Annotated in this window: 12 protein-coding genes; 5 read left to right on the top strand and 7 right to left on the bottom strand. The window is 72.1% G+C overall.

Annotated elements, in window-relative coordinates; translation table 11 throughout:
• Positions 1 to 38: 38 nt before the first annotated feature.
• A complete protein-coding gene (locus tag ACGFZS_RS17815; RefSeq protein ID WP_393795844.1) occupies positions 39 to 689 on the top strand; it encodes a dihydrofolate reductase family protein in 651 nt (216 codons plus the stop codon).
• A 90-nt stretch (positions 690 to 779) separates the two neighbouring features.
• Entirely contained in the window at positions 780 to 1103 is a 324-nt protein-coding gene (locus tag ACGFZS_RS17810) for a hypothetical protein (RefSeq protein ID WP_393795843.1), read from the top strand.
• Here the strand turns inward: ACGFZS_RS17810 and ACGFZS_RS17805 are convergent.
• The 7 genes from ACGFZS_RS17805 to ACGFZS_RS17775 form a co-directional block, all read right to left on the bottom strand.
• Entirely contained in the window at positions 1100 to 1666 is a 567-nt protein-coding gene (locus ACGFZS_RS17805) for a dihydrofolate reductase family protein (protein ID WP_393658999.1), read from the bottom strand. The two genes, ACGFZS_RS17810 and ACGFZS_RS17805, sit on opposite strands and share 4 nt — an antisense overlap.
• An 82-nt stretch (positions 1667 to 1748) precedes the next feature.
• A complete protein-coding gene (locus ACGFZS_RS17800; protein ID WP_393795842.1) occupies positions 1749 to 3566 on the bottom strand; it encodes a hypothetical protein in 1818 nt (605 codons plus the stop codon).
• Between the two features lie 63 nt (positions 3567 to 3629).
• Positions 3630 to 5348, bottom strand: coding sequence for a hypothetical protein (locus ACGFZS_RS17795; protein ID WP_393795841.1), 1719 nt, complete (start codon positions 5346 to 5348; stop codon positions 3630 to 3632).
• A gap of 2 nt (positions 5349 to 5350) precedes the next feature.
• Entirely contained in the window at positions 5351 to 6253 is a 903-nt protein-coding gene (locus tag ACGFZS_RS17790) for a carbohydrate ABC transporter permease (RefSeq protein WP_393795840.1), read from the bottom strand.
• Positions 6250 to 7164: a sugar ABC transporter permease gene (locus ACGFZS_RS17785; protein WP_365678796.1), complete on the bottom strand. Its 915-nt coding sequence runs from the start codon at positions 7162 to 7164 to the stop codon at positions 6250 to 6252. Before ACGFZS_RS17785 ends, ACGFZS_RS17790 begins: the two co-directional genes overlap by 4 nt.
• Positions 7165 to 7288: 124 nt before the next feature.
• A complete protein-coding gene (locus ACGFZS_RS17780) occupies positions 7289 to 8611 on the bottom strand; it encodes an ABC transporter substrate-binding protein (RefSeq protein ID WP_393795839.1) in 1323 nt (440 codons plus the stop codon).
• 277 nt (positions 8612 to 8888) lie between these two features.
• Positions 8889 to 10022 (bottom strand): ROK family transcriptional regulator, encoded by a 1134-nt coding sequence (locus tag ACGFZS_RS17775; RefSeq protein WP_365678800.1) that lies wholly within the window; start codon positions 10020 to 10022, stop codon positions 8889 to 8891.
• Positions 10023 to 10344: 322 nt separating this feature from the next.
• Between ACGFZS_RS17775 and ACGFZS_RS17770 the strand changes: the two genes are divergently transcribed.
• The 3 genes from ACGFZS_RS17770 to ACGFZS_RS17760 all read left to right on the top strand — a co-directional run bounded on the left by ACGFZS_RS17770 (position 10345) and on the right by ACGFZS_RS17760 (position 15291).
• Positions 10345 to 11250: an N-acetylglucosamine kinase gene (locus tag ACGFZS_RS17770; RefSeq protein ID WP_393795838.1), complete on the top strand. Its 906-nt coding sequence runs from the start codon at positions 10345 to 10347 to the stop codon at positions 11248 to 11250.
• Between the two features lie 290 nt (positions 11251 to 11540).
• Positions 11541 to 13472 (top strand): phosphatase PAP2 family protein, encoded by a 1932-nt coding sequence (locus ACGFZS_RS17765; RefSeq protein ID WP_393795837.1) that lies wholly within the window; start codon positions 11541 to 11543, stop codon positions 13470 to 13472.
• A 37-nt stretch (positions 13473 to 13509) separates the two neighbouring features.
• Positions 13510 to 15291: an ArnT family glycosyltransferase gene (locus ACGFZS_RS17760; RefSeq protein ID WP_393795836.1), complete on the top strand. Its 1782-nt coding sequence runs from the start codon at positions 13510 to 13512 to the stop codon at positions 15289 to 15291.
• Positions 15292 to 15356: the final 65 nt, after the last annotated feature.

Below are 15356 nucleotides of genomic sequence, written 5' to 3'. Positions count from 1 at the left end.
CCCCACGACGACACGAACCGAACCTGGCGAGGAAACACGTGGATCAGCTACTGAGAGTCATGAACTTCGTCGTCTCGGCCGACGGGATCGCCGCCGGTGCCAGTGAGCACCAGAGCTTCGAGCGGCCGTTCGGCCTCGACCGTGCCGAGCGGCTGTTCTCCTGGGCCGGCGCCACCGCGAGCTGGCCCAACCGCACGGATGCCGGGGGCAGCCGGGGCCTCGACGACTACTTCACCCGGGACTTCGCCCGCAACATCGGCGCCGAGATCATGGGCCGCAACAAGTTCGGCCCCCAGCGCGGGCCCTGGCAGGACCACGGGTGGCAGGGCTGGTGGGGCGACGAGCCCCCGTTCCGCACCCCGGTGTTCGTCATGACCCACCACCGGCGTCCGTCGTTCACCCTCTCCGACACCACCTTCCACTTCGTCGAGGGCGACCCGGCCACGGTCCTCGCCCAGGCCCGCGAAGCCGCCCGGGGCCAGGACGTCCGGCTCGGCGGCGGCGTCACCACCGTCCGCCAGTTCCTCGACGCCGACCTCGTCGACACCCTGCACGTGGCGGTCTCACCGGTGAAGTTCGGCTCCGGCCTCCGCCTCTGGGAGTCCCCCGACGAACTCCTCGACCGCTTCCACCTGGAGGTCGTCCCCAGCCCGAGCGGCGTGACCCACCACCTGTTCTGGCGCAGGTGACGGAAGCGTCCGCGCCCGGGACGACATCCGCTCGGCGACCAGCCGCCTGTGGTTCGGGCACCGGGTGAAGTCCTCGAACCGGAGCGCGCGGTGGCGGAGGCGCGGCGGGTGCTCGGCCGGGGCGGCAGGATCGTGCCGGCCGGACAGGACTGGGACGCCCTCATGATCGACTCGGACGACGCGGAGCTCACCCGGACGATCGTGCGCGCCCGCGCGGATCTCCTGGGCTCCCCGCGGGCCGCCCGCCGGTACCGCAACCTGCCGCCGGCCACCCGGCTCGCCGAACAGGCCCGCGCGAACGGCGCCGTCGGCCGCGACCGGGCCGACGAGTGGCTGGCCGGGCAGCGCGGACGGGCCGAGGCCGACCGTTTCCTCGTCGCCGTGCCGTTCTTCGTGGCCGCCTCCTGTGCCTAGCGCACCACGCGGTGGCGGAGGTAGGTGACCCCGGAGTCGAAGGTGCGGGTCTCGACGCGTTCGAGATCCACGCGGCGGTCGTGGCGGGCGAAGTACGGAGTGCCGCCGCCGACCAGCACCGGGTAGACCATGGTCCGGTACTCGTCGATGAGACCCTGTTCGGCCGCCTCGACGGCGAGTGTCGCGCCGCCGATCGCGATGTCGCCCTCTCCCGGCTCGGCGCGCAGGCGCTCGATCTCCTCCGCCACGCTGCCGGAGGCCAGCCGGGCGGCCTGGCCCCGCACCTCCGGCAAGGTGGTGGAGAACACCACCTTCGGGAGCGGGTTCCAGAGCGCGGTCCATTCGCGCTCGGCGGCGTCGAGCGCGGGATCCTGGTCGGCGGTCTCCCAGTAAAGCATCGTCTCGTACAGTCGCCGTCCCATCAGGTGGACGCCGACCTCCTGGATCTCGTCGATCCAGAAGCGGAAGACCTCCTTGTCGGGCGCCGTCCAGTTGAACGTGCCGTCCGGCCCGACGATGTAGCCGTCGAGTGACATGCTCATCGAATAGGTCACGCTGCGCATCGGGAGTCCTCCTGCTCGGGAACGGGTTCGACAGTACGACCGCCGGGGACCCCAGGACTCATCGACGCGCGCGGGACGGTCCCTAGCAGGCGGTCAGGGCCAGTTCGGGCACTCCGTGGGCGTCGTCGGCCCCGATGGCGGCCGTGAACTGCTCGGTGTGGACGGTCAGATCGCCTTCGAAGGACGGGGTGAAGTCGCCGCCGGGTCCGTACCGTACGGCGAACACGTGCAGGTGTTCCGGTGCGCCCGGCGCCGGTTCGGCCTCGTATGCGGTGCTGGAGACCAGGTGGCGCCAGCCCTGGTCCGGGTTGCCGTAGCCGCGCGGGTCGGCGGCGAGCGCGAACGCGGCCTGCTCCTGGGTGAGTTCGGCGCGGGCGTCGAAGTGGTCGGGGCCCTGGAGCGCGGGATGGGTGAGCCGCAGTGCGCCCGCCGAGGCGACCCGGCCCTCGGCGACCCGGCGTACCCGGTCGCCGTCGTCCGCCGCGTAGGGCAGCCCGGCCAGCAGGTACGGCGTCCCGGCGAAGCGCTCGACGGCCACCGTCAGCCACAGGGTGGTGCCGTCCGTGACGTAGAGGGAGCGCACGTGGCGCAGCACGTGGTCGGGGCCCACGACCGGCTTGCTGACCAGCTTGGCGGTGAGGCCGTCGGCGTGGACGTCGCGGACCCGGATCTCGCCCATCGGCCTGCAGTACAGGAAGCCGTCCAGGACGGGGCCGAAGCCGTGCTGCCGGTTCACCGCGGCCGGGAGGTGGTAGGTGCCGGCTGCCTCGACCAGGGCGGGGGTCAGGTGGTGGTCGAAGGCGACCGACACGGATCCGGCGCGCAGCTGGTGCCGGGCCGGGGCGGTCGACGGGGTGCGGTGCCAGGGCGTGGTGTCCTGGATCTGCCAGACCAGCATCCACGCGAAGTGCCCGTCGACCCCGCCGTCGGGCTTGACCGCGTGCCGGCCCCAGTTCGTGTCACCCCGGTAGCGGCCGAGGTCGGAGCCGATCCGGGCGCCGAAGTAGCGCAGGCCGAGCACCGACTCGAAGGCGGAGTGCTGTTCGCTGTAGCGGGGGCCGCCGTTGTCGAAGCCGCCGCCCGGCAGGCGGGCGTCGATGTACCGGGCGAGCGCGTCACCGTCCTCGGCGAACATCTCCGCCCCGCTGATCCGGTGGGCCTGGGCGAGGAAGGACAGGGAGATCGGGCCGTAGTTGTTGTCGTAGGCACCGCCGTGCTCGGGCGGCAGCAGGGCGCCCCGGTCGAGGACCCGGTGGGCGCGGATCTTCTCGGCGTACAGGGCCAGCGCCCGCTCGCGCAGCGGCTCCGCCTCCGCCGACGGCAGATGACGGGCCAGCATCAGCCCGCCGACCACGCAGCCGATCGCCTGGTTGCCGGCCTCCTGCGGGTTGAAGAAGGTGGCCTCGGTCAGCCAGCGCCAGTAGCCCCGCGCCAGCTCCAGCAGTTCGGCGCGCTGTCCGTCGTCGACGAGGCCGTCCGACAGGTCCAGGATGTCGACGGCCTGGAGCAGCGCCCACACCGTGCTGGGCCAGTCCCCGATCGGGTGCGCGCCCGCCTCCAGCACGTAACGGGCGTACGGCAGCCCGGAGTCGCGGACGGTGAGGTTCGGGTAGCCGGGGTTGTCCTCGGTGTAGACGCGCTCGCGCAGATGGAAGGCGAGGCTGCGGTGCACGGCCGCCGGGAGCCTCGGGTCCTTCGAGCGCTGCCAGGCGAGGGCCAGCAGGGAGGTGATGCCGAGGGAGGTGTCGCCGATGTCGTCGTCGGCGTCGGGGTGTTCGAGGTTTCCCTCGGGGGTGAGGCGGGCCAGGGCCTGCTCCACGACGTCGGCGAGGACCGCGTCGTACGCCTCGGGGGTGGACGGCAGGTCGTGCAGCGGGCCGAGTTGGCGCGGCAGATGCATCGGAGGAGGTCAGCCCTTCATGCCGGAGGTGGCCATGGTGTGGGTCGTCGGGGTCGGTCGGGATCAGTGTGCGGGTGCGGGCCGGTGGGCACGCAGGGCGACGGTCAGGGTCTGCGGGCCCTGCCCGCCAATGTAGACGCGGTTCCCGGTCGTCGCGTCGGTGCCGCCCACCACGGTGTGGTCCTGGCCCGGGTCGTAGCGCAGGAGGTCGGTCCGGTCCGGTCCCGCAAGGGGTTGGCCCGCCTCGACGGTGGCCTCGACCCGGATCTCGTCGGCACCGGCCCGGTAGGTCATCGGGCCGGTCGTCAGGCACCAGCGTCCGTCGCCGATCGGTGCGGCGCCCTCGGACACGCCGCCCGGCCGGAAGGTCAGTTCGAGGGCCCAGGGCACCGGTGGTCCGCTGATGTCGATCCGCAGGTCGGCGCCGTCCTCGCGCAGGTCGACGTCGACGCGGGTGGTCTGGGAGACCTCGTCCCGGGGGCGGTCCGGGAAGGCCATGGCGGCCGAGAAGCGTCCCTCGTCGGTGATGTGGTAGGCGCCGTCGGCCCGTCGCCGGTCGGGCGGGAGCGGCTGGTAGTAGGCGGCCTTGAGGGTCTCGGTGAGCCGGTACCGGTGGTCGGCGCTCGGTCGCATGTCGGCGGCGCGGAACGGGCCGAGGTCGAAGAATCCCCGGGAGAGCCGGACCGCGTCGAGGACGGCGTCGCCGGCGAACAGGCGCAGGAAGGTGGGGTTGCAGGCGAGGCCCGAGCGGATGCGCCGGTGCCCGGGCACGTCGGAGCCGCCGTACAGGACGGTGTGCGCGGTGGCGGAGGCGCGGGAGGCGAGGCGTGCCGTGGTGAAGTACCGCTCGTGATGGAGGGGTTCCGGCGCCGGTGCCGGCAGCGGGCGGCACAGGTCGGGGGTGAGGAGGGTCTCGGCGAGCAGGGTGGGGTCGTCGATGCCGTCGGCCGCCGCCCGGTGCGCCGCTCTGCTGAGGTCGCCGCGGCCGGTGCGGATCGCGAGCAGCCGGTAGTGGGGCAGGTAGGGCGCCAGCGGGAACGGGTGGTGCTGGTCCTGGCGTCGGGAGTGGACGGTCTCCACCGTGCCGTCCGGTCTGATGAGGTCCAGGGTCGCGGTGAGGTTGCGTTCGACGGCGTCGCGCAGGTCGGCGCGGCCGAGTACGTCGGCGAGCAGGAGCAGCGACGGGTTGGACACGTGGGACGCGTAGACGGCGCTGCGTTCCGAGTACAGGCCTTCCGCGTCGATGTCGACGCCCTCGGCGAGCCACGCGTCGACGCGGTCGAGCAGCCGGTCGCCCGGGAACGACCGGTGCAGCCGGGCCAGTGCCGCGCACAGTTCCCAGCGGTGGTTCGGGGTGTGCGCCCCACCGGTCAGGAGGCTGTCGGTGGTGGCACGGGCGATCTCGGCGAGCGCGGCCGTGACCTCGCTCAGTTCCGGTCCCGCGCCGGCGGCGAGGACATGCGCGTCGCACACGTCGTTGACGGTGAACGCGGAGTCCGGCGGTGACTGCACGTTGTCGCCGCCGGCGAAGAGGCCGGTGGCGGTCTGCGCGGCCCGCAGGGCGCGGAGGTGGGTCGTCGCGGCGGCGACGGCCTGCCCGCTGCCGTGCAGGGCCGAGTCCGGGGACCGGTACGCCGCAACCAGGGTCTTCACCCGGCGGGCCAGGGCGCGGTGGGTCACACCGGCGGGTTCCTCCCCCGGGCCGGCCGCCAGCGGGGCGGCCGACCGGTCGGCGGCGCCGGCCGCCGCGCGGAGGAACTCGTGGTCGAGCGGGGTGGGCAAGGTCAGTCCTTCAGTCCGGCGTTGATGTCGGCGCTCATGACGTAGCGCTGGAACACCAGGAAGACGAGGATCAGCGGGATCATGGAGATCACCGATCCGCCCAGCAGCACCGACCAGTTGATGTTCTGCGCCCCGACGAGGCTCTGGATGCCGATCTGCACGGTGAACTTGTTGGGGTCGTTGAGCATCAGCAGCGGCCAGATGTAGTCGTTCCAGCGCCACTGGAAGGACAGGATGGCGAGGGTCAGCATGATGGGCCGGGAGATCGGCACCATGATCCGCAGGAAGATCGACAGCTCCCGGGCGCCGTCGATGCGGGCGGCCTCGACGAGTTCGTCGGGGACCGTCAGGAAGAACTGGCGGAACATGAAGCACCCGGTGGCGGTGAGCACGGCCGGGAGGATGATGCCGCCGAAGGTGTTGTAGAGGCCGAGGTCGCGGACGACCAGGAACTCCGGGGCGAGCATGACCTCGGACGGCAGCATCGTCGTGGCGAGGATGCAGATGAAGAAGACCTTGAGCCACTTGTTGTCGTACTTGGCCAGCGCGTAGCCGGTGCAGCAGCTGACGCCCACCGTGAGGATCGTCGTGATCACGCACACGAGGGCGGTGTTGATGAAGTACTGGGAGAAGTTGGCGCTGTCCCAGGCCGCCTTGTAGCCCGACAGGGTGGGGTGGTGCGGAAGCACCGTCAGCGGGAGGGAGAACAGGTCTCCGGCCGGCTTGAAGGAGCTGAGGACGAACCACGCCACCGGCAGCCCGTAGAGGGCGGCCAGGATCCACAGCAGTGTCGTCGCGGGTACCGCGCGCCGGAACCCACCGTCGCGCCCGCCTCGGGGCCGCCGCTTGGCAGGGGCTTTCACGGAACCGGCGTCGACCTTACGCGGCGTGTCGGTGGTGGTCATCGGTTCTCCATCCGCCGGTTGGCGATCAGCTGGATGATCGCGACGGCCATCAGGATGAGCATCAGCACGAACGACGCGGCGCTCGCGTAGCCGATCTGGCCCCGGTTGAATCCGGTCTGGTAGATGTACTGGACGAGCAGGTTGTTCGAGGTGCCCGGTCCGCCGTTGTTGAGGGAGACGAACAGCGGGTATTCCTTCATCGCGTTGATCGTGTTGAGCAGGATGACGATGAAGGACGTCGGCGCGATGCTCGGCAGCGTGATGCTGATGAACTGGCGCCAGGGGCCGGCGCCGTCGAGCGAGGCCGCCTCGTAGTACGAGGTGGGCACGTTCTTGATCGCCGCGATGAACAGCAGCATCGAGAAGGCCGTTCCCCACCAGGCGCCCGCCATCACGACGACGCCCAGCGACAGGTCCGCGTTCGACTGCCACGCGATCGCGTGCCCGCCGAGCTTCTCGATGACGTAGTTGATCAGTCCGAAGTTCTCACCGAACAGCCACCGCCACAGGACACCGACGACGATGGGCGAGATGAGCCACGGGATGAAGAAGACGACCCGGGCGAACGACGCGCCCTTGGCCTGCTTGCTGACCACCAGGTTGGCGATGAGGAGCGAGAGCACGAAGTTCAACGGCACGACCAGCACGGTGTACAGCAGCGTCCGGAACAGCGCGTCGTAGAACGTGGAGTCCCCGAACAGGTTCGTGTAGTTGTCCAGTCCGACGAACTGGAACGCCCCCACACCCGTGTAGTTCGTGAAGGAGTAGACGAGCCCGATCACCGCCGGCCAGACGAAGAACAGTCCGAAGAGGACGACGTTGGCCGCGATGAGGACGAGCGGCGCGACGGTGTAGGTGCTGCGTCGCCGCCTGGGCGGGCTCCCGGACACGTCCGAGGCGCGTTTTTTCATCTTCCTGACTCCGTGCTGGTGGATGGGATTGCCGGGGGCTCACACCATGAGCCCGGCGTGACCTGGGCGCCCAGGGCGGGGCGGCGGTGTCTCGACCGCCGCCGCCCGGCCCTGTGACCCGTGATCAGCCGCCGACCTGCTGGTTGTAGCCGTCCACGATGTTCTGGAGGGCCTTGTCGGCCGACTGCTGGCCGTTGATCGCCTTGCCGAGCTCCGTCTTCGTCGGGTCCTCGGTGAGGCTCTTGCCCTTCAGCACCCACGCGGTCTGCGCGTTGTTGAAGTAACCCGAGATCGGGGCGTAGAGCGGGATCTCCTCGTTGTACAGCTTGAAGGCCGCCTGCGCCGCGTCCGAGGTGAAGGGGTACTTCGGGCTCAGACCGCTCTCGACCGGGAGGAAGCCGGAGGCCTCGACCAGCTCGGTGTACTGCTTCGGGTCGTACACCCAGTTCAGGAACTTCTTCCCGGCGGTGGCCGCGTCGCCGTTGTTGTTGAAGCCGACCATCATGCCGCCGCTGTTCACGTCACTGGCCTGCACCGGCTGCGCGGGGGTCGGGACGCTCGCCCAGTCGAACTTCTTGATGCTGTCCGCGAAGGCGGCGACCTGCCACACACCGGACCAGTAGGCGACGACGTCACCGCTCTGGAACATGGCGGACGGGTCGGCGCCGCTGGTCCACACCGACTTCGGCATGACCTTGTCGTCGTTGAGCCCGACGAAGTAGTTCACGGCCTTCTTGGTCGCGGCGTCCGCGGAGAACTTGCCGGAGGAGTCCGCGTGGACGTACTTGCCGCCCATCTCGTACACCATGGCGCGCAGCCGGGACGGCGACTGGTCGAAGGTGAGGGAGTACTTGGCGCCGGTCTTCGCGCGGACCTTGTTGGCCGCCGCGATGAACTCGTCCCAGGTCCAGGTGTCCGAGGGCGAGCTCGGGACCTCGACGCCGGCCTTCTTGAACAGCGTCTTGTTGATGAACAGGCCGGACGCGGTGACGTCCGAGGGGATCGACAGCACCTTGCCGGACGAGTCCTTGGCGAGGAAGTTGCTGTTGATGTTGTAGCTCTTGTTGTTGGCGATGGAGCTGAGGTCGATCAGCTTGCTCGACCAGATCGGGTCAAGGGCCGGCACGTCGGCGACGTCGGGCAGCGAGTTCGCCTGCGCGGCGTTGTGCAGCTTCGTCGTGTAGCCGTCGTAGGGAACGTTGACGAGCTTGACGTTGACGCCGGTTTCCTTCTTGTACTGCTTCACCAGCTTCTTCCAGCCCGCGTCCTGCCCCGGAACCGTGGAGATCCAGAAGGTCAGCGACTTGGAAGTGCCGCCCGAGTCGGAACCCCCGCCGCAGGCGGAGAGCAGCAGGGCTCCTGCCGAGGCCACGGCAGCGAGGGGAAGCAGGCGGCGCATACCGCCGCGGCCGAGTCGGCGAGAGCGCCGCACACCCACAGTGGTCATCTTCGATCCCATTTCTTCGGAGGGACGGAGCACGGCGCCGACCAGGCGGCACGGGTGCATTTTGAAGGAAAAGTCACTTTCCGGGGGCGCGGCCTCGCCCGGCCGCATCGTCCACGCGGGGCGAGATCCCCGGCCGTCCTGGCCGTCACCGCACGGGCACGCCCTCGTGCGGTTGCCGTACATCCTCGTGCACGGGCTGGGATGCTCACCCCAAGCCGGCGTCCCGGCCGACTTAGAAAGCGCTTGTCCGGACATTGGCAGACCGAGTCGGAGGCCGTCAATCCTTCACCTGCGCGCCTTCGGTCACGTTTTGGACTCCCTTGGCCACGGCGAGCCGGGCGGCACCCGCGACGGTGCCGAGATCGCCGATCTGGCTGCTGACGACCTCGGTGGGCCAGCTCAGCCGCCCCAGCTCGGCCCGCACACCGGGCAGCAGCTGCGGATCGGCGCCCGTGCTGCCGCCCAGCACGAGGAGCCCGGGATCCAGTACGGCGGTGACGGCGGCGGCCAGCCGGCCCACGTCGGCGGCGTGCCGGGCGACGAGGGAGCGGGCGGGTTCCCGGCCCTGGGCGGCCAGCGCGAAGAGCCGGTCGGCGGTGCGCGGACACGGGCCGTCGGCGGCCCGCCAGGCCTCGGCGGCCCGGCGCAGCAGGGCCTGCGAGCCCACGTAGGCCTCCAGGGCCTCCTGGCGGGGCTCCCGGTCGTCGTCCCAGGGGTAGGGCAGCCGGGCGAGCTCACCGGCGGCTCCGTTGGCGCCGCGCAGCACCTGGCCGCCGATGACGATGCCGAGACCGATACCGACGCCGATGCGCAGATAGCCGAAGGTGCGCCGGCCCCGGGCGGCCCCCTCGTGGAGTTCCGCGAGGGCCGCGCAGTTCACGTTGTTCTCCAGGTGGACGGGGACGCCCGGCGGCAGCGCGACGGACACCGCGTCGAAGACGGGCCCGGCCTTGGCGGTGGCCGGGCGCATGCCGCCGCGTGTCCGGTCGGGCTCGGTGACGTCACCGACGGCGACCACGATGGCCCGCAGCGGGGCCCCGGCGGGCAGCGCGTCCAGCGCCTCCCGGACGGCGTCGGCGGCCCGGGCCCGGGGGGTGGCGGCCTCGGCGAGCAGGGTGCCGTCCAGGGCGCAGCCGCGCACCCTGGTGCGGGCCGGGCCGAGGTCGACGGCGAGCACCGAGCCGGAGGCGGGGCCGAGACCGTATACGGCGGCGGAGCGGCCGGTACCGCTGGACGCGGTGCCGGAATGGCTGGCCAGCCGGGCCCCCTCCAGTTCCGCCACGGCAGCGGAGACCGTCGGCTTGGACAGGCCCGCGAGGCTCGCGAGCTGCGGCCGGGTGGCGCTGCCGGCCTGGGCGAGCACGGCGAAGACCGCTCCGGCGCTCTCGGTGAGGCGGGGGGCTTCAGCCACGACGTGTTCCACAGTTCCCCCAGGGGTCAGGGGCCGCGCTCCCCGGGTGGCGGGATGCGGCGATGCGATGCCCTCGTGTCGCGCGGTCCCGCCCTGCGGCGGTGTCCCGTTGATCGACTGCGCGACAACTCTTGACGCACTGTACTTCGTTAGTTAACTTCCTAACGAAGTACACGGTACTCGCCTGCCGTGCTCCGCAAGAAGCCCGTCCCGGGGCTTCCTGACCAGCTCAACTCCTGTTCGGCCAGGTGCGGTTCGCCCGCCGTCACGGCACAGTGCCATGCTCTTCGGCGCGCTTCGCCCAGACGACGAAAGAGGCTCCGTGCAGGACGCTCCTTCCTCCCCGCTCGTGGTCGGTATCGACGTGGGCGGCACCAAGACCCAGCTCCGCGCGCTCTCCGGCGCGGACCCGGTCGCCGACCACGTCCGTCCGAGCACCGGCTGGCGGCCGCACGACCCGGCCGCCGCCGCCCACTGGCTGACCGCGCTGGTCCACGAGGCCCTGCCGGCCGGCACCCGCCCCACCGCCCTCGCCGTCGGCGGGCACGCCTGCGAGACCCCCCGCCAGTGCGCCGGCATCGCCGCCGCGCTCCGGGAGTCCCTGGACGTGCCCGTCCTCGTCGTGGGCGACGCGGAACTCCTGGTCCCCGCCGCCGGCCTGGACAAGGGCGTCGGCCTCGTCGCCGGCACCGGTTCGGTGGCCGTCGGCCGGCAGGCCGACGGCAGCCCCGTGCAGGTCGGCGGCTGGGGCGCGGTCCTCGGCGACGAGGGCGGCGCCGCCGGACTCGTCCGCGAGGCCGCCCGCGCCGTCTGGGCCGCTCACGACCGCGGCGAGACCCCCGACGCGCTCGCGACCGGACTGACCGCCGCCTTCGAGGTGCCCGAGGTGCCCGCACTGGGCGCCGCGCTGGAGAGCGCCTCGTCCGTCTCCTCGGAGTGGGGCCGGCACGCCCCGGTCCTCTTCGCCGCGGCCGACGCGGGCTCCCGGCTCGCCCAGGACGTGATCGCCGACGGCGGGCGCGCGCTCGCCGCCCTCGTCGCCCGGCTCGCCGACCGCGGTCTGGCCGTGGACGACGTGGTGGTCGCCGGCGGCACGATCCTCTCCCAGCCGCGCCTGTACGACGCCTTCGCCGCCGCGCTCGCCGACGCTGTACCGGGCGCCCGGCCGCAGCGGTTGCGGGTCCCGCCGGTCGAGGGAGCGGTGGCGCTGGCGCGTTCGGTCCGGTGAGCGTCCCGTCCCCGCCCGCCCGGTCCCGCAGTCGTGGACCACGGGCCGTTCGACGCTGCGAACACGCAGGTCCAGGCCACATCTTCCTGTGAACCACTGAGCTGTCGTTCAACTCCGGTCCATACGGCGGTCGTCGGACGATGGCCGCCGGGACACGGACCCGCCTTAGAACTTCGCTCGTTCGACACGTTTCCCACGCGAACCCACCCGCCCACGCACACCGGGCGCACCGGGTGTTCGCGCGAACTCCCTCCGGCCGCCGGGCCGCAGAACTCAAGAGAGGCACCTCCATGCCGTCACCTGCCGGGCACCACCCCTCCTCTCCGGCCCGTGGACTCGCCGTCGGCCGACGGGGATTCCTGAAGACCTCGCTCGGCGCGTCGGCGGGCATGGTGGCCGCCCCGACCCTGGTCAGCTGGCTCGCCGCCGCCGATGCCAAGGCCGCGACGGCCCTCGCGTTCGTCGACGACTACAAGACGAACATCAGCACCAACCTCACCGCCGACACCAACGCGGTGGTCCGCATCCTCGGCGGCTTCGCGCAGATCTGGAAGACCGGTTCCGCCTGGAACACCGGCAGCGTGCTGCGTGCCGACATCCTGCGCGCCAACATGCGCTACTGCGCCCGCGTCACCACCCGGCGCACCGCCGCCGAGGCGAAGAAGGCGTTCCTGTACGACCGTCAGCACCAGAGCTACGCGATGATCGCCGGCCTCGGCCCGCTCGCCGACCTCTACAAGGCCGGTTCCCTCGCGGTCACCTCGATCACCAGCGCGCCCGACACCACGCCCGCGACCACGATCAGCGACGCCGTCCCGGCCGACGCCCCGGCGGGCTCCGCGCTCGGCGCGGGCTCGCACGACTCGGCGCTGGGCAAGGTGGCCACCCTGGTCGACACCGTGCGCGGCAACTACGCGTCCGGCAACCCGTCCAAGTACGCCTACCAGTACCCGCGTCCGTGGCGGATGAACGAGGACAGCGAGGTCGTCGACACCGGCACGACCGACGCCTTCGGCTTCCCGGTCTACGAGTCCGACGTGGTCGTCGCCCCGCAGCTGCTGCGCCAGCGCAGCACCTCCCCGACCGACGACGGCGGCTTCCCCTCCGGCCACACCAACGCCTTCCACCTGGCGGGCCTCGCCTACGCGTACGCGGTGCCGGAGCGCTTCCAGGAGCTGGTCACCCGTGCCCTGGAGCTCAGCGACACCCGCATCCTCGCCGGCATGCACAACACGGTCGACGTGATCGGCGGCCGCATCATGGCCACCGCCCTGGCCGCCGCCACCCTCGCCGACCCGGCCAACGCCGACCTCAAGGCAGCCGCCCGCGCCCAGGCCCTGGCCTACTTCGAGGCACAGACCGGCACCACCGCGGACACGCTGAACGCCTACGCCCACTCGGCCGGTGCCGCCACCGACCCGTACGCCGACCGCGAGGCCAACGAGCGCGCGCTCACGCCCCGGCTGACGTACGTCCTGCAGCGCCAGGGCCGCGACCTGCCGCTGACCGTGCCCAAGGGCGCCGAGGTGCTGCTGGAGACCCGCCAGCCGTACCTCACCGCCGACCAGCGCCGCGAGGTGCTGCGCACCACCGGCCTGCCCTCCGGGTACGTGCTGCTGGACGGCCCGGAGCAGTGGGGCCGCCTCAACCTGTTCGCCGCGGCGGACGGTTACGGCGCCTTCGACGCGGACGTCACGGTCTCCCTGGACGCGGCGGCGGGCGGCTTCGCGGCGGCCGACGCCTGGCGCAACGACATCGACGGACGCGGCGGCCTGACCAAGCTGGGCACCGGCACGCTGACGCTGGCCGGCCGCAACCGGTACACCGGCGGGACCGTGCTGACGGCGGGCACCCTGGTCGCCGGTTCGGACGACGCGCTGGGCCACGGCGACGTCCGGGTCGCGGGCGGCACCCTGCGCGTCTCCGAGCGGGTCTTCGCGCGCGGGACGTACACGCAGGACGCGGGCGCCCTGGAGGTCACCCTCGCCAAGGGCTGCAAGGCGCCGCTGACGGTCAAGCACCTCGCGGTCCTCGGCAAGGGCACCACCCTCGTCCTGAACCTCGGCACCGAGCACCCGCCGGCCGCGGGCAGCACCCTCGCCGTCATCGACGCGCCGCGGCTGCGCGGCCAGTTCGACAAGGTGGAGCTGAACTCCGCCACGCTGCGGGCCGTACCCGTGTACACGGCGGACGGTCTGTCGGTACGACTCGTGAAGCGGTGACGCGCCCGGTGGCGGGAGCGGTGCGACAGTAGGGCCCATGACGGCCCGTGATCGCTCCCGTCACCGCGGGCCCGGCGTCCCCGCGGGGCGGATGATGGCAAGCGAACAGCAGTCGGTACTCGACCCCGGCGCCCCCGAAGTCCCCAGCGGCCCCGAAGCCCCCGGCGGCCCCGTCGGCCCCGCACCCGCCGCCCCGCGGCCCACCGCCGCGGGGCGGCTGCGGGCCGCTCTGCGGGCCCGGCGCCGGTGGCTGGTGCCGCTCCTCGTGGTGCTGCTGCTCGCCCAGATGGCGGCGGCGATGGTGATCACCGCCGTCCAGCAGACCCCCACCATCGACGAGCCGGTCTACGTGGCGACGGCCACCGACTACCTCCACGAGCACCGGCTGCGGTACAACCCCGAACACCCGCCGCTCGGCAAGCTGTTCATCATGGCGGGCATCGCGGTCGCCGACCCGCACTACGACCCGTCGTACCGGGGCGACCAGGGAGAGGTGGGCCGGCATCTGCTGTACGCCTCGGGCAACGACCCCTGGCGGGTGATGTTCTGGGCCCGGCTGCCGGTGATCGTGCTGACGCTGCTGTTCGGTCTGGTCGCCTTCGCCTTCGCCCGGGAGATCCTCGGCAGGACCGCCGGACTGCTGGCCCTCGCCCTGTACTGCTTCTCCCCCGACCTGATCGCACACGGCTCGCTGGCCACCCTCGACGTGCCGTCGGCCGGTTTCGTGCTGACGTCGGCCTGGCTGGTGTGGCGGGCGCGGCGCCGGCCCCGGCTGTATCTGCCCCTGGCGGGGGCCGCGTTGGGCGCGGCGGTGGCGACGAAGATGAACGCCCTGCCCGCGATCCCGGTGCTGGTGGCACTGGCGGTGACGGCGGTGTGGGGCGGCCGCTCACGGCGGCTGCCGCGGGTGCTCACGGCGGCCGCGGTGGTCGCGCTGACGGCGGTCGCCGTCGTGTGGCTCTCCTATCTGGCCGTCGACCCCCGGCTGCGTTTCCAGGCCACCGTCCCGGTCCCCGCCATCCACGGCGCGCGCGGCCTGCTGGCCGATCTGATGCCCTTCCCGCAGGCCTACCGGGACGGTATGCGGCTGCAGTTCGGCCTGGAGGACTACCCCTGGCAGGGCTATCTGTTCGGGCACCTCTACACCGGCTCCCGCTGGTACTACCTGCCGGCCGCGCTGCTGGTGAAGACCCCGCTCGGCATGCTCGTGCTGTGGGCGGCCGGGGCGGCCGCCATGGTGGCGGTACGGCGGCTGCGGCCGGCCGCGCCCTATGTGCTCCTGCCGCCGGCCGTGCTGCTGGCCTCGGCGATGACCGGGTCGCGGGACTTCGGGACGCGGTACGCGCTGTTCATGCCGATGTTCCTGGCGGTGGGCGGCGCCTCGGTGCTCGCGCTGCGCCGGCGGTGGGTGCGGCCGGTGGGCGGGGCGCTGGCGCTGTTCGTGGCGGTGAGTTCGCTGCGCGCGTTCCCGTTCTATCTGCCGTACTCCAACGAGGCGTTCGGCGGTCCGGCGAAGACGCATCTGCGGCTGCACGACTCCAACGTGGACTGGGGGCAGGACCTCGGCCGGCTCGCCGACCGGCTGAAGGAGCGCTATCCGGGCGAGCGGATCTGGCTGGTCTACAAGGGCAGCGGCATCCCGGCGTACTACGGCATCCACGCCGCCGATCCCCGTAAGGTGCCGCCCGGTAGGGTGCACGGGCTGCTGGTCGTCTCGGACTCGTCGGTCGCCAAGGCACGGGGCAGACTGGCCGAATTGATCGACAGCAGCCGTCCGGTCGATGATGTCGGCCATTCGATCACCATCTACCGGCGGTGACGTCCCCTTCTCCGGCGCTGTTCCCGCACACTCCGCGGGCGGCCGCCGGGCCGGTCCGGCCTGCC

Origin of the sequence: Streptomyces sp. NPDC048288 (genome assembly GCF_043201555.1) — a bacterium.
Taxonomy (GTDB): Bacteria; Actinomycetota; Actinomycetes; order Streptomycetales; family Streptomycetaceae; genus Streptomyces.
Note: the sequence above shows the minus strand (reverse complement) of the source record. Positions and strands in the feature narration are given on the sequence as shown.